The sequence below is a fragment of the Stenotrophomonas sp. TWI587 genome (assembly GCF_039674145.1).
GTDB classification, from domain to species: Bacteria; Pseudomonadota; Gammaproteobacteria; order Xanthomonadales; family Xanthomonadaceae; genus Stenotrophomonas; species Stenotrophomonas maltophilia_AY.
Genome location: NZ_JBDJMW010000004.1, coordinates 176,955 through 193,679 on the forward strand (window position 1 = coordinate 176,955; position 16,725 = coordinate 193,679).

Below are 16,725 nucleotides of genomic sequence, written 5' to 3' on the forward strand. Positions count from 1 at the left end.
CCGGATGCTAGCGCGCCACCCGGGCAAAAGGCATCGGCCAACAGTCATTGGGGGCCGTAACGGACAGCCGCGACGTGATCCCGCGGACATCTGTCCGGACAGCGGACACGCGAAGATCGACAAAAAACCTTTGAAATCAACAGATAGAACTTGGCACGCGTCCTGCGAGGTACTGGGCAAGGGAAGCAAGGATCAAACCGAAACTGACTGAACGCTGAACAAAAACAAGAAAGTTCAAATTGTTCTTGCAAGCCCCGAATCGGTGTACTACCTTACTACCACACCACTGCTCACCAACACTAAACAGGACCTCGCCATGAACACCAAGACTCTCGCCATCGCCATCGCCTTTGCCGCCGGTTCCGCGTTTGCTTCGTCGGTGCAGGCCGCCCCCGCCATCGTCACCCTGGACACCGTGCAGGTCCGCCCGTCGGCTGACCAGATCGCCCAGGCCGAGGTTGAGCGCACCAGCAACATCCCGACCCTGGCCGTCGTGGAAGTCCGCCCGACCGCTGGCCTGATCGCCGATTACCGCGCCGAACTGACCGCCAACCGCCGCGTCACCACCCTGGCCGCCATCGAAGTGCGCCCGACCGCCGAACAGCGCCATGCCTTGGCTGCCGAACAGACCACCGCCCGCGGCTACGTCGCCACCTTCACCGCTGCCGCCACCGCGGTGGCCAACGAAGTGATCATCAACCTGCCGACCCTGCAGGTGCGTCCGTCGCCGGCCGATCTGCAGGCCCTGGCCCTGGAAACCGCTGCTGCCGCCGCCTCGACCGCTGCCTCGACCCTGATCCGCCAGTAAGCCGTCGCTGCAGCCTCCTGCAGCCACGGCGTACACTTTGCCGATGACTGCCACGCCCACGTTCCATGTCGTCCTGTTCCAACCCGAAATCCCGCCGAACACCGGCAATGTGATCCGCCTCTGCGCCAACACCGGCGCGCGGCTGCACCTGATCGAGCCGCTCGGTTTCGACCTGAGCGACAAGCAGCTCAAGCGCGCCGGCCTGGACTATCACGAATACGCCCGACTGCAGGTCCATCCAGATCTGGAGACCGCCCTGCAGGTGATTGCGCCCAAGCGCCTGTTCGCGCTGAGTACCCGCGGCAGCGTGCGTTACGACACCCAGCAGTTTGAAGATGGCGACGCCTTCCTGTTTGGCCCGGAAACCCGCGGCCTGCCCCAGGAACTGCTCGACAGCCTGCCCCACGGCCGTCGCCTGCGCCTGCCGATGCAGCCGGACAACCGCAGCCTCAATCTGTCCAACACCGTTGCGGTGGTGATGTACGAGGCGTGGCGCCAGAACGGGTTTGCCGGCGGGGAATGACTCAAAAAGCGTTGATTCCCGTCAGCTCGCGCCCGATCACCAGCTGATGCACGGTCTCGGTGCCCTCGTAGGTGATGACCGATTCCAGATTGAGCGCATGCCGGATCGCCACGTGCTCGGTGGTGATGCCCGCACCGCCGAGCAGATCGCGGCACTCGCGCGCGATATCGATCGCCATGCGGCAGTTGTTCCACTTGGCCAGGCTCACCTGCTGCGGCTGCAGCTGGCCAGCATCCTTCAGACGCCCCAGCTGCAACGCCAGCAACTGCGCGGTGGTGATCCGGCGCGCCATATCGGCCAGTTTGATCTGCGCACTCTGCGTGGCGGCCACCGGCCGGCCGAACAGCACGCGCTGCTTGGTGTAATCCAGTGCTTCATCCAGGCACGCCACCGCGGCACCGATCGGCCCCCAGCTGATGCCATAGCGCGCTTGGTTCAAACAGCCCAGCGGCCCTTTGAGGCCCTGCACATTGGGAAGGCGGTTACGGTCGGGCACACGCACGTTGTCGAAGAACAGGGCGCCGGTCAGTGAGGCGCGCAGGCTCATCTTGTGCTTGATCTCCTGCGTGCTGAAGCCGGCCATGCCCTTCTCGAGCACGAAGCCCTGGATGCCATCCTCGGTATGCGCCCACACGATCGCGATGTCCGCCACCGGCCCACTGGTGATCCACATCTTGCTGCCGTTGATCAGCCAGTCGCTGCCATCGCGCACCGCGCGGGTCTTCATCGCCGCCGGATCGGAACCACCATGCGCCTCGGTCAGGCCGAAGCAGCCGATCACCTTGCCGGTCGCCATGTCCGGCAACCAGCGCAGCCGTTGTTCTTCGCTGCCGTAAGCGTAGATGGGGTACATGCACAGCGAGCTCTGCACCGAAACGAAGCTGCGCAGGCCCGAATCGCCGCGCTCCAGCTCCTGGCAGATCAAGCCGTAGCTCACCGCATTGAGCCCGCCGCCGCCGTACTGCTCGGGCAGGCTGGAGCCGAGCAGGCCCAGCGCGGCGATCTCGGGAATCAATTCGTCCGGGAAGCGCCCGTCGTCGAACGCATCGCCGATGATCGGCAGCACCCGCGTATCGGTGAATCGCGCCACCGTCGCCTGCACCGCGCGCTCCTCCTCGCTGAGCAGCGAACGGATATCGAACAGATCGAACGGATTCAGTGACATGGCATCCCGGAAGGTGGCGGTGGAACCGGCCCCCATTGTGGTCGTTGTGCGCGAAGCGGCCAAGGGACGGCGGGGCAGCGCGGATGCTGCGCCGCAGCATCCTGGTATCGAACGCGCGGCGACACCGCTGTCATCGTCGGCGATCTAGGCTTAAATGCGCCGTGCCGGTACTCTGGCGCACTGATCCACCGTTTCGCCGTGGTGTGACACGCGCGATTCCCAGGCAACCGCCGCCGTTCAACCCGCGGCACTACCCACGAGTTACGCAGCCCCATGAGCGAAGAAATCAACGTCCTGCCCCCGCGTGAAGTGATGGAATTCGATGTGGTGATCGTCGGTGGCGGTCCCGCTGGCCTGGCCACGGCGATCCGGCTGCGCCAGCGCGCCATCGAGGCCGGCCGCGAGCTCTCGGTGTGCATCCTGGAGAAAGGCTCCGAACCCGGCGCGCACATTCTGTCCGGTGCGGTGATGGACCCGCGCGCGTTGACCGAACTGTTCCCGGACTGGGCCGAGCGCGGCGCACCGCTGAAGCAGAAGGTCACCCGCGACGAGTTCCTGTTCCTCAATGAGACGGCGTCACGCAGCACGCCCAATGCGCTGCTGCCGGAATGCTTCCACAACGAAGGCAACTACATCGTCAGCCTGGGCGAGGTCACCCGCTGGCTGGCGCAGCAGGCCGAGGCGCTGGAAGTGGCGATCTTCCCCGGCTTCCCGGCAGCGGAAGTGCTGTACAGCGACGACGGCGCGGTGATCGGCGTGGCCACCGGCGACATGGGCATCGAGAAGAACGGTCAGCCCGGCCCCGCGTTCGAGCGCGGCATGGCGCTGCACGCCAAGTACACGATTTTCGCCGAAGGCTCGCGCGGCCATCTCGGCCGCCAGTTGATCGCGCGGTTCCAGCTCGATGCCGGCAAGGATCCGCAGGCCTACGGCATCGGCATCAAGGAACTGTGGCAGATCGATCCGGCCAAACACGAGCCGGGCCTGGTGGTGCATGCCGCCGGCTGGCCGCTGGACAATGACACCTACGGTGGCGCGTTCCTGTATCACGCCGAGGGCGGCAAGGTCTCGATCGGCTATGTGGTCGGCCTGGACTACAAGAACCCGTGGCTGAGCCCGTTCGAAGAATTCCAGCGTTTCAAGACGCACCCGGACATCCGCAAGCACCTGGAAGGTGGCAAGCGCATCGGCTACGGCGCGCGCGCGATCACCGCCGGTGGTTTGATGTCGCTGCCCAAGACGGTGTTCCCGGGTGGCGCATTGGTCGGCTGCGAGGCCGGCTACCTCAACGTCAGCCGGATCAAGGGCAGCCACGCCGCGATCAAGACCGGCATGCTCGCCGCCGATGCCGCCTTCGATGCGCTGGTCGCCGATCGCCAGCACGATGAGCTGAGCGCGTATCCGCAGGCGTTCGAAACCAGCTGGCTGCATGCCGAGCTGCAGCAGGCCAAGAACTTCAAGCAGTGGTTCAAGAAGGGCCAGACCGTGGCCACGCTGATGACCGGTATCGAGCAGTGGCTGCTGCCCAAGCTGGGCATCCGCAACCCGCCGTGGACGCTGCGCCACAGCACGCCGGACCATGCCTGCCTGGAGCCGGCGTCGAAGCACGCGAAGATCCATTATCCCAAGCCCGATGGCGTGCTCACCTTCGACCGGCTCAGCTCGGTGTTCCTGAGCAGCACCAACCACGCCGAAGACCAGCCCAGTCATCTCACGCTCAAGGATGCCAGCGTGCCGGTGCGGATCAACCTGAGCGAGTACGCCGGGCCGGAAGCACGCTACTGCCCGGCCGGCGTGTACGAGTTCGTCGGCAGCGACGGGCATGAGCAGCTGCAGATCAACGCGCAGAACTGCGTGCACTGCAAGACCTGCGACATCAAGGACCCGACCCAGAACATCGTGTGGGTGACCCCGCAGGGCGGCGGCGGCCCGAACTACTCGGGCATGTGATCGCAACGGCCTGCGACCATGCGTCGCAGGCCATCGGGCGCGGCAGTCACCGCCGTGCTCGCTATCCTGAGCGTCCTGTTGGACGTGACCGCTGCGCCATGGCCCCTGCCTTCCGATCGATAGCGCCGTTATTGGCCTGCCTGCTGCTGGCGGCGTGTTCGCGCGCCCCGCAGACGCCGGAGCAGGCCCATCAGCAGGACCTGCAGCGCGCCTTTGCGATCTGTGCCGGTTGCCACACCGTCAGCCCGGGTGGCGTGCATCGGTTCGGCCCGAACCTGCATGGCGTGATCGGCCGGCGTGCGGGCAGTGTCCCCGGCTATCCGTACTCCAACGCGATGCGCGATGCAGGGCTGACCTGGAACGAGCAGACGCTGGATGCGTTCCTGCGCTCGCCCACGCACGTGGTGCCGGGCACCCGCATGGTCAACACCACCGCCGACCCGGAGCGCCGCCGGCAGGTGATCGAGTACCTGCAGCAGCAGCGCTGACATCAGCGGCGGCAGGGCGCCTCAGGACGCCTGCAACTGCGGCAGATAGGCACGCAGGGAAGCGGCAAACGTGGCGATGGCCTCCGCTTCCGTGGCCACCCCGCTCTCGTCCACCCGCTCCATCAAGGTACGTGCCTGGGTTGCCAGGACATGGGCGCCGAGCGTCGCCAGCGCACCGACCAGGCGATGCAGGACATCGACGGTGGCTTGCCGCGCGTCATCGCGTACCGCGGCATCCAGACGCGCCAGATCCTCTTCCGAGGTGGTGCACAGGCTGTCGATCAGTACGCTGGCGACATGCGCTGAACCGAACCGGCGCACGACCGCCGCGCGGTCCGGAAGTGCATCGGCGGCCAGCCCGTCGGCGTCGGCATCGGCGACCGGATCAGTGGTGCGCGCGCGTTGATCGGGGCTCGGCAGCCAGCGCAGCAGCGCCTGCCGCAGCAGTGCGAGCGGCACCGGCTTGCCCAGCAGATCGTCCATGCCGGCCTCACGGCACCGCTGCAGGTCATCGTCGAGCGCGCTGGCGGTCAAGGCGAGTATCGGCAACCGTGGCCTGCCGTGGTCGCGCTCCTGCTCGCGGATGCGCCGCGTCATGGCATACCCGTCCATCACCGGCATGCGGCAATCGGTGATGACCAGGTCGAAGTGAGTGCGGGCCAGCAGCGCCAATGCCTGCTCGCCGTTCTCGGCCAGCACGTGCGGCAGGCCCAACTGCTGCATGCGCCAGCCCATCAGCGCCTGGTTGGTGGGATGGTCTTCCACGATCAGCACGCGCCGCTGCAGCAGCTCGGCCGGCATCGGCAGCGTGTTGACCTGTTCCTCGGCGGCGCCTGGCTGTTCGTCTGCTGCGACGGCAGGCAGGCTCAGCCGCACCTCCACGCAGGTGCCTTCGCCCAGCGTGCTGTGCAATGTCAGCGTGCCGTGCATCAGGGCTACCAGCCGCTGGCAGATGCTCAGGCCCAGCCCGGTGCCACCGTACTGGTGGCTGGTGGCAGCCTCGGCCTGCGCGAACGGCGCGAACAGGCGCTCGCGCTGCTCGGCCGAGATACCAATGCCGGTGTCGCGCACGGTCAGGCTCAGCGTCTGCGCGCCGTCCGCATCGGTGTCGATCACCGCCAATGCAACGCTGACCTCGCCGTGGTGGGTGAACTTGAGCGCATTGCTGAGCAGGTTGAAGGCGACCTGGCGCAGGCGCATGCCATCGGCCAGATGCATCGCAGCAACGTCATCGTCGATCTGCATCCGCAGCGCCAGATCCTTGGCCACCGCCTGCGGCGCAAGCAATTGCTGCACATTGCCGAGCAGTGCGCGCAGTGCCACCGGATGCGGCTGCAGCGACAATGCGCCGGCTTCGATCTTGGAGTAGTCCAGCAGGTCGTCCAGAATCTGCCGCAGCATCTGCGCCGAATCCTCGATCACCCCGATGATGCGGCGCTGTTCGGTATCCAGCGTGGTGTGTGACAGTACCTCCACCATGCCGAGCACGCCGGACATCGGCGTGCGGATCTCGTGGCTCATCGTGGCCAGGAACTCGGACTTGGCGGCGGTGGCGCGCTCGGCCGCCGCCTTGGCCAATGCCAGCGCATCGGCCTGTGCACGCGCCTCGGTGACATCGACCCAATAGCCACTCCACAGCAGCGCACCGTCTTCGGCATCGTAGGGCAGCGCGCGCGAGCGCACCCAGCGCAACGTGCCACGTGGCGAGGTACGGAACTCCATGTCCAGCGGGATGAAGTCACGCGCGGCGCGTTCCAGTGCCTGGCGTACGCCGGCGCGGTCGCGCTCGTCGATCCGGTCCATCAAGGCGCTCTCGTCGGCCATCGCGTCGGCGGCGCTGAGCCCGAACAACGCTTCGGTATCGCCGGCGATGTACGGTATCGACAACCGTCCATCGCGCTCGCGGCGCCCCTGGTAGACGATCGCCGGCAGGTTGTCGGTGACCTCGGCCAGGCGCTGCTCGGCACGTCGGCGCATCGCGACCTCACTGCGCAGCCGCCAGTGCCCCCAGCCATGCACCAGCAAGGCCGTCAGCAGCACCAGCGCCAATGGCACCGCCCAGCGCGCGATCGCGCGCCAGTCCAGATCACTGCGGTACTCGGCCGACAGCCAGTCGCTGCGGATCGCCTCGTGCTCACGCGCGCTCATGGTGACCAGCATGCGGTCGAAGGTGGTGGCCAGCGGCGCGTACTGGCGTTTGACCGCCAGCGACAACCGATCGCTGAAGCCGGCCGGCGCCGCCACGTGGAGCTGGGCGGGATAGCGGTCACGGACGATCCGGTCGACGATCGCCAGGTTCCCGATATACGCATCGGCATCGCCATGGGCCAATCGTGACAAGGCCAGCTCGGCGCTGCGCGCCGGGATGATGCGGGCATTCGGTGCCTGCTGCAGGATGTAGCCGCGCAGGCGGTCCGGATCGGTCAACAGGATGCTGCGCCCGTCCAGGTCGCGCACACCCAGCACCGACGGGCTGCCGGCTGCAGTGACGATCACGTTCGGTACGGTGATGAAGGGCTGGCTGAAAACCCAGTCGTCGCCGAGATAGGTCGAATCGTTGGGGATGCCCATGATCGCGTCGACGTCGCCGCGGCGCAGCTGTTCGCGCACCTCGAACCAGTCGTGCGCCGGCACGCCGGTGAGTTGTGCGCCCACGGTGCGCAGCAGGCGCAGGTACTCGGCCGATACTCCGCTGGGCTGGCCGTTGGCGTCGATGAAGGCCAACGGCGCCGCATTCGGTGCGAACGCGAGGCGCAGCGGCGTGGCCAGCACCTGCTTTTCGGCATTGCCCAGGACCATCTGCGATTGCACCGACCATTCCGGTGTCTGCAACCACTGCCGCTGCAGACGGTCGCGCTCGCTGTCGGCGAGCGCTGCCAGCCCCATGTCCAGTGCTTCGGCCAGCGGCTGCTTGGCGTTGGGCACACCAAAGTGCAGACGCTCGGGGGGGAGATCACTGGGTCGCAACAGCGCCACCCCGGTCAAGCGGCGTTCGTCGATCAACGTCGCCGCGACGTAGGCATTGCCGATGTACACATCGGCGTCGCCTTTGGCGACCATGCCCAGTGCCTCCGTGGTGTTGCCCGCGATCACGCGGCGCGCAGCCGGAAAGCGCGCGCGCACTTCCTCACTGGTGACGAACTCACGCTCGGTGACCACGCGCAGTCCCCGCAGATCCGGGTCGGCCGACGCGCGGGTATCACCCGGGCGACCGACCAGCGCCAGCGGCGCATCCGCATAGGGCCGGGTATAGACCATGCACCGCGTACGGTCGGCGGTGAGGGTGATGTTCATCACCACGTCGACTTCGCCGCGGCAGGCGGCATCCAGTACGTCGGTCCAGTCGCGGTACATCCGCACCTTTACCTGCACCCCCAACTGCCGGGTGAGCAGGCTCAGGTAGTCGTAGCCCAGGCCGACCGGTTTCCCCTCGCGCATGGATTCGAACGGCGGCCAGCCGCTGTCGTACATGCCCAGGATGATGGTAGGGTGCCTGCCAAGCCACTCGCTCTGCCGGGGCGACAAGGTGGGCGGCGCAGCGGCGGATGCCGACACGCTCCATGCCGTTGCGAGCACGAACAGCACCAGCCAGCGGACGACATGGATACGCATGCTGCCTGATCTCCGTAGAATGATATCCCCATCCCGGCACGGCCCGACGGCTGCCTTACAGGCAATACTAGTCCATGACCCTGCGCATTATCATTGCCGATGACCATCCGGTCGTACGGATCGGCACGAAGGCCGTGATCGAATCCAGTGGCGTTGGCCAGGTGGTGGCCGAGGCCAGTACCGTCGCCGAGCTGATGGCCGCGCTGTCCGATCACCCCTGCGATGTCCTGGTCACCGATTACTCCATGCCGGGCGGCCAGCAGGCCGATGGCTTTGCGATGATCGCCATGATCCGCCGGCGTTTCCCCGCGCTGCCGGTGCTGATGCTCAGCGTCTCCAACAACCTGGCCATCCTGCGCCTGGTGGTGGCTACCGGCGTGCTGGGCCTGGTCGACAAGACGTCGTCGATGGACGAGTTGCCGCTGGCGATCCAGACCGTGCAGCGCGGCGTGCCCTATGTCAGCCTCACGCTGAAAGAGCGCATTGACGCGATCGGCACGAACAGCGTGGAGGAAGGCGAAGCCAAACCGCTCTCGCCGCGCGAACTGGAAGTGCTGCGTCTGCTGGGCAGTGGCATGACGGTCAAGGAAATCGCCATTCATCTGCACAAAAGCGTGAGCACCATCAGCCGCCAGAAGGGCGATGCGATGTTGAAGCTCGGCCTCAAAGGCGACGCCGAGCTGTTCGATTACCTGCGCGACGGCGAACGCTGATCGCCGCCGTTCTTCGACGGCCCCTCTGCTTCCTCCGACGCACGCGCGATGCACCTGCATCGCGATGGCGATCGTCATGCGTGATGTGTCGCGCGCATCTCTAACAGAACTCACGCAGAGAGTTCCCTGAAAAGCGGCTGCATTTATGTACTGCTCAGTTTGATATTCAGGGCTAATTCGGGTGACTAACGGATAATTCACACCTGTCGCCAGCAGCGATTTCCCCCTCCCTCTGCTGGCGGACTAAACCAAAAAATAAAAAGGTGTTCCCGAATATGAAGACTTCCCTGCTTGCTCTGGGCCTGCTCGCTGCACTGCCGTTCGCTGCTTCGGCAACCGACGGTCTGTCGTACAACTATGTTGAAGGCGGCTACGTGAACACCGATGCCAAGGGCGGCGACGCTGATGGTTGGGCGGTGAAGGGCTCGGTCGCCGTGGCGCCGAACTTCCACATCTTCGGTGACTACAACGCGCAGGAAACCAAGCGCGGCAGCAACGATGTGGACCAGTGGAAGGTCGGTGTCGGCTACAACTACGGCATCGCCCCGACCACCGATCTGGTCGCCCGCGTTGCTTACCAGAAGTTCGATCCGAAGCGCGGCCTGGACTTCAACGGCTACTCGACCGAAGTCGGCGTGCGCAGCGCGTTCACCCCGAACTTCGAAGGCTACGTGATGGCCGGTTACGAGGATTACAGCAAGAAGCACGGCATCAACCCGGACGGCGAGTTCTACGGCCGCGTCGGCGCCCAGGCCAAGCTCAACCAGAACTGGGGCCTGGCCGGCGAAGTGAAGCTGGCCAAGGGCGGCGACAAGGAATGGTTCGTCGGTCCGCGCTTCACCTGGTAATACGTTTTACGCACCACCGCGGTACGTTGTTGGATGGCGCGGTCTCTCTCCCCTGCGCCATGAAGCCCGGCTCACGTCGGGCTTCACTTATCTGCAGCACCTGGCGACACCCTCGTCGGTACGCCACGAAATAACCCGGCCCTGCGCCGGGTTGTTTCGTTCTGGCGGACCGCATCCGAAAAAAAACCCCGGCGTCTGCCGGGGTTTTTCGTGCATCACTTGAACAGCGTGTCCGGATACTCCGGCTTCTGCTCGCGTGCCAACAGCGCACGCAATCCTTCTTCGGGCGTCTGCTCACCGTGCAACACCGCGCGCACGCGATCGGAAATGGGCAGATCGATCCCGTGACGCCGCGCCTGGCGCATCACCTCATCGGCAGTCTGCACCGACTCGACCACCTGGCCGATCTCACGCACCGCATCGGTCAACGTCTGGCCACGGCCCAGGGCCAGGCCCAGGCGCCGGTTGCGCGACAGATCGCCGGTGCAGGTCAGCACCAGATCGCCCAGACCGGCCAACCCCATCAGGGTTTCCGGCTTGGCACCGATCGCCGCAGCAAGCCGCAGCATCTCGTTGAGGCCACGGGTGATCAGGCCGGCACGGGCGTTCAGGCCCAACTGCATGCCATCGGCGACGCCGGTGGCTACGGCCAGCACGTTCTTCATCGCACCGCCGAGCTCGGCACCGACCATGTCATCGCCGGTGTAGGCGCGGAACGCCGGGCCGTGCATGGCATCGGCCACCTGCTGGGCGAAGTCCGGCGCGTCACCGTGCACGGTGATCGCGGTCGGCAGGCCCTGGGTGACTTCCTTGGCGAACGACGGACCGGTCACTACCGCCAGCGGCACGTCCGACCCGAGGACCTCACGCGCCACTTCGTGCAGGAACCGACCGGAGCCGGGTTCGAAGCCCTTGGTCGCCCACGCCACGCCGGCACCGGCCGGCCGCAGTGGCGCCAGCGCACGCACGGTTTCACCGAAGGCGTGCGAGGGCACCACCACCAGGATCCAGGCAGCGTCCTTGACGGCAGCGGCCAGATCGGTGGTCGCGCGCAGCGACTCGGGCAGCGGAATGCCCGGCAGATAACGGGTGTTCTCGTGGCGCTGGTCGATGGCCTCGACCATCGCCGCGTCTCGCCCCCACAGCACGGTCGGATGACCGTGCCGCGCGAGCAAGCTCGCCAGGGCGGTGCCCCAGGAGCCGGCGCCGAGAACCGCGATTTTGTCTGCGTGGTTGCTCATCCGTACTGCAGCGCCGATCAGGCGTTGCCGGCCGGCTCGGAATCAGCGAGCGAGGTTTCGCCCTGTTCCTGACGCTGGCGCAGGGTTTCGGCGTACAGGCCTTCGAAGTTGATCGGCTGCAGGAAGAACGGCGGGAAGCCGCCGGCCTGGATCAGCTCGCTCACCAGCGAACGCACGTACGGGAACAGGATGTTCGGGCACTGGGTGCCGAGCAGCACGTCGATCGACTGCGGGTCCAGACCGACCAGGCCGAACACGCCGGCCTGCTGCACTTCGGCCACGTAGGCGGTCTTCTCGCCGGCCTTGCAGGTCAGGGTCACGGCCAGCACGACTTCGAAGGCGCTCTCGCCCAGGCGCTGCACGCGCTGGTTCAGGTTGAGCTGCAGTTCCGGCTGCACGGCGTCATTGAAGACGGCCGGAGCGTTCGGCGATTCGAACGAAACGTCCTTGACGTAGATCTTCTCGACGGTGAACGAGGGACCGGTGGCGGCGTCGACCGGCGCGACCGCGCCGTTGGTGTTCTCTTCGGACATTTCCTGTTGCTCCAAAAATGAATGCTGTAAAAACGGATTGTTACATGCCCTGCGATGGGGGCGCTGTGCGCCGCGCACAAGGCGTGCGCTGCAATCCGAGCGGGATCAGTTGCGGCCCTTGACCAGCGGCAACTCGGCCTGCTGCCACGCCGGGATACCCCCGTCGAGCACGTTGACCTGGGTGAAACCGGCCTTCTTCAGCGCCTTGGCAGCGGTCTCGGAGGCATTGCCGGTGCGGCACACCAGGACCACCGGGCTCTGCTGGGCCTTGGCCACCAGCTTGTGCTCCGGACCGAACTGGCTCGGCTGCACATTGCGGCTGCCGGCGATATGGCCCTTCTCGAAATCGCTGCTCGAGGACAGATCGACCACGATGGCGCCACCGGCATTCATCAGCTGGGTCAGTTCAGCCGGCTTGAGCGACTTGAAGCCGCGGAACAGACGGCGGACTTCGGTCACGATGATGGCCACGGTCAGGCCGACCAGGGCCATCGACAACATCGGGTTTCGGCCGGCAAAGGCCAGCAACTCTTCGTAATTCACTAAGATCACGGGTCGATAAGCGGGCGCCGATTGTCGCACATGCGGGCGAATCGGCGTCCAGCCCCCTGCTGGCCGGGGTCAGCGGTCCTGCCAGAGGTCCGGCAGTCCGTTGGCCTGGAGCCAGCGCTTGCCCTCGGCGTCCCAGCGCCAGATCTCCCGCACCCGCACCGTCCGCTCTGCCTGAGTGTTGTTGTTGATCACCCGCACCTCGGCCGTGCGCCCCACCCGGCCATCGGGCATGGGCACGTTGTCGCTGGCACGATAGCTGGAGATCTTCACCTGTTCGAAACGGCGCAGCTCCAGATCGGTCATCGGGTGCATCTTGGCGTATTCCGGATCCAGATAGGGCAGTGCATCCTCCACGGTGCCCCAGCGCATCGTGGAGTCGTATTTGATCTGGGTTTCCTCCAGATCCTTGCGCTGCTTCCGGGTGGTTTTCTGCTCGGCGGCCAGCGCGGTCACGCTGGTGAGCGCGAGCAAGGTCAGCAACAGGATCTGAAACGTACGGCGCATGCGAATTCCCCAATCGGCAAGGCGCCCATCCTACCGCCTTGCGAACGCCACGAAACGGCCGGTCAGCTCCGCGGCGGGCTTGTCGCCCTCGCCCGGATGGCGGGCGGAAAGGCTGATGCGCGCCTTGCCGCGCTGCGCGAAGGTGGCCAGGAAGCTGTCCCAGTCGGTTTCCGCATCGGCCTGGGCCTGCGCATCGAGGTCGCCATAGACCGGCGCCAGGTAGCGGATATGGCTGTCAGCGACGTAGACATCCGCATCGAACCCGGCCAGGCGCAGGCGCAGAGTCACCAGTGCCCAGCCGGACAGGGTCAGGGCGGAGGCCAGGCTGCCGCCGAACGCATTGCCCTTGTCGTTGACGTTGGCCGCCAGTGGGGCGCGGATATGCAGGACGCCGTCGCGATAATCGTGGACCCTGATCTGCATCGCCGCCACCGGCGGCATGGCATCCAGGACATGCTGCAGCGCGGACAATTGCGCCGGCAGGGAATCGGTTGCGGACATCTGGCTGATCACGTCACATCGAAGGGCTCGCATAATGCCCGCAATGAACACCCAAACGAAAGTCGCGCCGTGGACTCTGATCTCGCTGCGCCCGCGTGGCCAGCATGCGCCCGTGCGGCGCGCGGCCAAGGGCACCGGCGCCACCGTCATCGCGCTGTCGCCGTGGGCGCTGCAGTCACGCGCAGATGCGGCCACCTGCGCCGACCTGGCCGCTGCGCTGGCGGCCGAGCGGGTCGTATTCAGCAGCCCGGCGGCCGTGCATGCCGCCGCGCGGCTGACTGCATTGGATACCCCGCACGGCGGGAAGTGGCTGGCGGTCGGCGCAGGGACGGCTGCCGCCTTGGCGGGGCATGGCGCCCGTGATGTGCTCGCCCCGGGGCGGATGGACAGCGAAGGTCTGCTGGCGCTGCCCGCGTTGGCGGACCTGCGCGGCCTGCGGGCCGGGCTGGTGACGGCCCCCGGCGGGCGTGGGGTGATCGCCACTACCCTCCAGCAGCGCGGCGCCCAGCTGCTGCGGGCCAACGTGTATGTGCGCCAGCCCCTGCCGCTGCCACCGCGCACGCTGCAACGGCTGCGTCAGGCGATGGCGCCTTGGGCGGTAGCACTCAGCAGCGGCGAGGCCTTGTCGCTGCTGTTGGCGCAGCTTCCTGCGGATCTGCAGGCCCGCCTGCGCACCGCGACCGTGGCGGCTGCCAGCGAGCGCCTGGTGGCGCAGGCGCTCGCCGCCGGCTTCGCCAACGTGACCTTGGCTGCGGGTCCGCTGCCGGCGCAGCTGGTCCGCGCTGCACACGCCGCGCTCATGCACCCGGCATCTTCCTGAACAGGGAAGCTGTGCGGCCTTGCAGGGGGCTCGGGCGGCAGGCGATGCTGTGCGCCACGTCGCTCGCCAGCCAAGCGGACTGCCCGGCGCGCGCGACAAGGATGCCTGTATGAACGACGCTGATTCGCCCCCCTCTTCGAGCCGCCCCCTGCGCTGGATCGTGCCGATCGCGGCGCTGGCCGTGTTGGTCGGGGCCGGTGCCTGGGGCTGGATGCAATGGCAATCGCGACAGGCGCAGGAACATTTGCGCGCCGAGAATGCCCAGCTGCAGATGCAGGGCCTGCTGGACAGTGTTGAAGCGCTGCGCCGCGATCAGCGTTCCACCTCCCAGCGCGTGCAGGACGCAGCCGCGACCAACCGCGTACTGCGCGATGAAATGCTGGGCCTTGGCCAGCGCAACGCACTGCTTGAGGAAAATCTGGCCAAGCTGGCCGACAGCACCCGCCATGGCGCGCAGGCACTGCAGCTGGAAGAGGCCGAACTGCTGCTGAGCCAGGCCGGGCAGCGGCTGGCCTATGCCGATGACGTGGAAGGCGCCAAGCGCCTGTACGCGTTGGCAGCGGCCTCGCTGGACGATGTCCAGGGGAATGAGTATCTGAACCTGCGGCAGGCACTGATGCAGGAACGCAACGCCGTCGATGCCCTCGGCCCGGGTGCACGTACGCAGGCACAGGCCGCGCTGGCACAGTTCGCCGCGGGATTGACCGGCCTGCCCGATCAGATCGACGCACCGGTCGACGCGACAGCGGTCACGCCGTGGTGGCACCAAGTGCTGGCCCCGTTCGTGACCATCACCCCCACCCGCCTGCAGGGCCCGTTGACCGAGGCCGAGCGTGTGGCCGCCTGGGATTCGCTGCAGCTGGAGCTGACCCTGGCGCGTGCCGCCGTGGAGCGCGGCGACCAGGCCGGCTACGCCCAGGCGCTGGACCGTGTCGCGCTGTGGCTGCCGCGGCTGTGGCCGGATTCACCTGCTCTGCGCGAGCGTCGTGCTGAACTGCACCAACTACGCGCCCGTGAGCTGCGTCCATCGTTGCCCGAACTGGGCAGCACCCTGCAGCAACTGCGCACGATGCGTACTGGGAGTTAATCGATGAAGCCGTTTCAATCTCTAGTGGTCCTGCTGCTGGCCGTGGCCTTGGGCGTGATCGCCTCGCAGTGGCTCGGCACCGAACAGCTGCGCCAGTTTGGTGAAGTGATCTACCGCTATGGCGGCACCGACTACCGCTCCACGGTGCCCCAGGTCGCGCTGATGGTGCTGGTCGGCCTGCTGGTGCTGTGGCTGCTGTGGAGCCTGTTGGCCTCCCCGTTCCGTGCGTGGGGCCGCTACCGCCGCAAGCAGGGCCGCGCCCGCCTCACCGAAGGCCTGCAGGCGCATGAACACGGTCACTGGCAGCGTGCGGAAAAGCTGCTGACCAGTGCTGCTGAAGACAAGGAAGTGAGCGCGGTTGCCATGGTGACCGCGGTGCGCAGTGCGCAGGCGCGTGACGACGATGCGGCGGTCAATCAGTACCTGCAGCGCCTGGCGACCGAAGATGCCACCAGCCATGCTCTGCTGCTGGCCGAACGCCTGATGGCGCAGGAACGCCCGGTCGACGCGATCAATGTGCTGGACGTTGCCGCGATCCAGCCGCTGCCGCCGCGCGGCCTGTGGCTGCGTACCGAAGCGCTGGCCCGTGCCGATCGCGCGCATGAGGCCTATGGCCAGCTGGGCGCGCTGCGCAAGCAGAAGGTCCTGCCGGATGCCGCCGTGGCCGAGCTGGAAATCCGCCTGGCCGCGCAGTCGCTGCTGGAAGCCAGTGACGTCAACGCGCTGGCGGCCCAGTGGGAAGCGACCCCGAAGGCCCTGCGCAGCGATCCCGATGTCGTTTCCGCCTACGCGCTGCGCGCGGTTGCGCTGGACTGGGATGAACCGGCCCTGCTCAACCTCGAACAGGCGCTGGACACGCGCTGGGACGAATCGGTGGTGACGCTGTACGGCCAGATGCCGGTGGAGAAGCTGGCCACGCGCCAGGCCAACCTGCAGCGCTGGTTGACCACGCAGCCTTCCAGCCCCGCATTGCTGCTGGCTTTGGGCCGCATTGCCGCGCGTCAGCGCCAGCACACCCTGGCCGAGGACTATCTGCACCGCGCGATCGCCGCCGGCGCCGGCCCGGCCGCGTGGGAAGCGTTGGGCGAGGTGTTCCTGGATAGCGGCGAGACCGCGCTAGCCTCGCAGTGCTTCGCCAATGCCCTGCGCCAGCAGCGTGGTGATGACAGCGTGGCGCTGGCACGTGCATCGGCCACCACTCCGCTGGATCCGATCGTCCCCGAGCGCGCCACCATCGAAGAGCAATCACTGATGGGCGAACCGGCCCCGGTGCAGGATCGCCTGCATGTGGAGCAGGGACGCGTGCACGCCGAGGAAGATCGCCTGCACGTGGAGCGCGACGAGTTCGGCAACCCGCGGTTGCCGTAACGGCGGCGTGCC

At 66.8% G+C, this 16,725-nt stretch carries 16 protein-coding genes; 9 read left to right on the plus strand and 7 right to left on the minus strand.

Annotated features, from left to right (window positions below; all coding sequences use genetic code 11):
- The first annotated feature begins 316 nt into the window (after positions 1 to 316).
- Positions 317 to 808 carry a hypothetical protein gene (locus ABE464_RS08410; protein WP_346471565.1) on the plus strand — a complete coding sequence of 164 codons (492 nt, stop codon included), beginning with the start codon at positions 317 to 319 and terminating at the stop codon, positions 806 to 808.
- 43 nt (positions 809 to 851) lie between these two features.
- The gene (trmL, locus tag ABE464_RS08415) at positions 852 to 1,331 is read left to right on the plus strand and encodes a tRNA (uridine(34)/cytosine(34)/5-carboxymethylaminomethyluridine(34)-2'-O)-methyltransferase TrmL (RefSeq protein WP_346471566.1); all 480 of its coding nucleotides are present in this window, start codon (positions 852 to 854) and stop codon (positions 1,329 to 1,331) included.
- A 1-nt stretch (position 1,332) separates the two neighbouring features.
- Here the strand turns inward: trmL and ABE464_RS08420 are convergent, their stop codons facing one another.
- The gene (locus tag ABE464_RS08420) at positions 1,333 to 2,496 is read right to left on the minus strand and encodes an acyl-CoA dehydrogenase family protein (protein ID WP_346471567.1); all 1,164 of its coding nucleotides are present in this window, start codon (positions 2,494 to 2,496) and stop codon (positions 1,333 to 1,335) included.
- A 273-nt stretch (positions 2,497 to 2,769) separates the two neighbouring features.
- Here ABE464_RS08420 and ABE464_RS08425 point away from each other — a divergent pair, with 273 nt between their 5' ends.
- Positions 2,770 to 4,446, plus strand: a complete 1,677-nt coding sequence (locus ABE464_RS08425; protein WP_346471568.1) for an electron transfer flavoprotein-ubiquinone oxidoreductase — start codon at positions 2,770 to 2,772, stop codon at positions 4,444 to 4,446.
- 98 nt (positions 4,447 to 4,544) lie between these two features.
- The gene (locus tag ABE464_RS08430) at positions 4,545 to 4,934 is read left to right on the plus strand and encodes a c-type cytochrome (RefSeq protein ID WP_346471569.1); all 390 of its coding nucleotides are present in this window, start codon (positions 4,545 to 4,547) and stop codon (positions 4,932 to 4,934) included.
- Between the two features lie 21 nt (positions 4,935 to 4,955).
- Here ABE464_RS08430 and ABE464_RS08435 read toward each other — a convergent pair whose 3' ends face one another.
- On the minus strand, positions 4,956 to 8,546 hold the full coding sequence (locus ABE464_RS08435; RefSeq protein WP_346471570.1) for a transporter substrate-binding domain-containing protein: 3,591 nt from the start codon (positions 8,544 to 8,546) through the stop codon (positions 4,956 to 4,958).
- A gap of 74 nt (positions 8,547 to 8,620) precedes the next feature.
- Between ABE464_RS08435 and ABE464_RS08440 the strand changes: the two genes are divergently transcribed.
- Together ABE464_RS08440 and ABE464_RS08445 are read left to right on the plus strand one after the other, a co-directional pair.
- The gene (locus tag ABE464_RS08440; protein WP_346471571.1) at positions 8,621 to 9,259 is read left to right on the plus strand and encodes a response regulator transcription factor; all 639 of its coding nucleotides are present in this window, start codon (positions 8,621 to 8,623) and stop codon (positions 9,257 to 9,259) included.
- A 275-nt stretch (positions 9,260 to 9,534) separates the two neighbouring features.
- The gene (locus ABE464_RS08445; protein WP_123731060.1) at positions 9,535 to 10,107 is read left to right on the plus strand and encodes an Ax21 family protein; all 573 of its coding nucleotides are present in this window, start codon (positions 9,535 to 9,537) and stop codon (positions 10,105 to 10,107) included.
- A gap of 215 nt (positions 10,108 to 10,322) precedes the next feature.
- Here ABE464_RS08445 and ABE464_RS08450 read toward each other — a convergent pair whose 3' ends face one another.
- The 5 genes from ABE464_RS08450 to ABE464_RS08470 all read right to left on the minus strand — a co-directional run bounded on the left by ABE464_RS08450 (position 10,323) and on the right by ABE464_RS08470 (position 13,438).
- Complete coding sequence (locus ABE464_RS08450; RefSeq protein ID WP_346471572.1) at positions 10,323 to 11,348, minus strand: NAD(P)H-dependent glycerol-3-phosphate dehydrogenase; 1,026 nt, start codon at positions 11,346 to 11,348, stop codon at positions 10,323 to 10,325.
- Positions 11,349 to 11,365: 17 nt separating this feature from the next.
- Complete coding sequence (gene secB, locus ABE464_RS08455) at positions 11,366 to 11,881, minus strand: protein-export chaperone SecB (protein ID WP_019184891.1); 516 nt, start codon at positions 11,879 to 11,881, stop codon at positions 11,366 to 11,368.
- Between the two features lie 105 nt (positions 11,882 to 11,986).
- On the minus strand, positions 11,987 to 12,424 hold the full coding sequence (locus ABE464_RS08460) for a rhodanese-like domain-containing protein (protein ID WP_088434820.1): 438 nt from the start codon (positions 12,422 to 12,424) through the stop codon (positions 11,987 to 11,989).
- 78 nt (positions 12,425 to 12,502) lie between these two features.
- Entirely contained in the window at positions 12,503 to 12,937 is a 435-nt protein-coding gene (locus ABE464_RS08465) for a hypothetical protein (protein WP_346471573.1), read from the minus strand.
- A 30-nt stretch (positions 12,938 to 12,967) separates the two neighbouring features.
- Positions 12,968 to 13,438, minus strand: coding sequence for a YiiD C-terminal domain-containing protein (locus ABE464_RS08470; protein WP_346471574.1), 471 nt, complete (start codon positions 13,436 to 13,438; stop codon positions 12,968 to 12,970).
- 43 nt (positions 13,439 to 13,481) lie between these two features.
- On the opposite strand from ABE464_RS08470, the gene ABE464_RS08475 reads away from it, so the two are divergent.
- The 3 genes from ABE464_RS08475 to ABE464_RS08485 all read left to right on the plus strand — a co-directional run bounded on the left by ABE464_RS08475 (position 13,482) and on the right by ABE464_RS08485 (position 16,713).
- Entirely contained in the window at positions 13,482 to 14,258 is a 777-nt protein-coding gene (locus tag ABE464_RS08475; protein WP_346471575.1) for a uroporphyrinogen-III synthase, read from the plus strand.
- A 109-nt stretch (positions 14,259 to 14,367) separates the two neighbouring features.
- On the plus strand, positions 14,368 to 15,345 hold the full coding sequence (locus ABE464_RS08480) for a uroporphyrinogen-III C-methyltransferase (protein ID WP_346471576.1): 978 nt from the start codon (positions 14,368 to 14,370) through the stop codon (positions 15,343 to 15,345).
- 3 nt (positions 15,346 to 15,348) lie between these two features.
- Positions 15,349 to 16,713 (plus strand): heme biosynthesis HemY N-terminal domain-containing protein, encoded by a 1,365-nt coding sequence (locus ABE464_RS08485; protein WP_346471577.1) that lies wholly within the window; start codon positions 15,349 to 15,351, stop codon positions 16,711 to 16,713.
- Positions 16,714 to 16,725: the final 12 nt, after the last annotated feature.

Excerpts from the sequence above, each read along its gene's own strand:
- ABE464_RS08410 (WP_346471565.1), top strand. The coding sequence starts at position 317 with ATGAACACCAAGACTCTCGCCATCGCCATCGCCTTTGCCGCCGGTTCC.
- trmL (WP_346471566.1), top strand. The coding sequence starts at position 852 with ATGACTGCCACGCCCACGTTCCATGTCGTCCTGTTCCAACCCGAAATC.
- ABE464_RS08420 (WP_346471567.1), bottom strand. The coding sequence starts at position 2,496 with ATGTCACTGAATCCGTTCGATCTGTTCGATATCCGTTCGCTGCTCAGC.
- ABE464_RS08425 (WP_346471568.1), top strand. The coding sequence starts at position 2,770 with ATGAGCGAAGAAATCAACGTCCTGCCCCCGCGTGAAGTGATGGAATTC.
- ABE464_RS08430 (WP_346471569.1), top strand. The coding sequence starts at position 4,545 with ATGGCCCCTGCCTTCCGATCGATAGCGCCGTTATTGGCCTGCCTGCTG.
- ABE464_RS08435 (WP_346471570.1), bottom strand. The coding sequence starts at position 8,546 with ATGCGTATCCATGTCGTCCGCTGGCTGGTGCTGTTCGTGCTCGCAACG.
- ABE464_RS08440 (WP_346471571.1), top strand. The coding sequence starts at position 8,621 with ATGACCCTGCGCATTATCATTGCCGATGACCATCCGGTCGTACGGATC.
- ABE464_RS08445 (WP_123731060.1), top strand. The coding sequence starts at position 9,535 with ATGAAGACTTCCCTGCTTGCTCTGGGCCTGCTCGCTGCACTGCCGTTC.
- ABE464_RS08450 (WP_346471572.1), bottom strand. The coding sequence starts at position 11,348 with ATGAGCAACCACGCAGACAAAATCGCGGTTCTCGGCGCCGGCTCCTGG.
- secB (WP_019184891.1), bottom strand. The coding sequence starts at position 11,881 with ATGTCCGAAGAGAACACCAACGGCGCGGTCGCGCCGGTCGACGCCGCC.
- ABE464_RS08465 (WP_346471573.1), bottom strand. The coding sequence starts at position 12,937 with ATGCGCCGTACGTTTCAGATCCTGTTGCTGACCTTGCTCGCGCTCACC.
- ABE464_RS08470 (WP_346471574.1), bottom strand. The coding sequence starts at position 13,438 with ATGTCCGCAACCGATTCCCTGCCGGCGCAATTGTCCGCGCTGCAGCAT.
- ABE464_RS08475 (WP_346471575.1), top strand. The coding sequence starts at position 13,482 with ATGAACACCCAAACGAAAGTCGCGCCGTGGACTCTGATCTCGCTGCGC.
- ABE464_RS08480 (WP_346471576.1), top strand. The coding sequence starts at position 14,368 with ATGAACGACGCTGATTCGCCCCCCTCTTCGAGCCGCCCCCTGCGCTGG.
- ABE464_RS08485 (WP_346471577.1), top strand. The coding sequence starts at position 15,349 with ATGAAGCCGTTTCAATCTCTAGTGGTCCTGCTGCTGGCCGTGGCCTTG.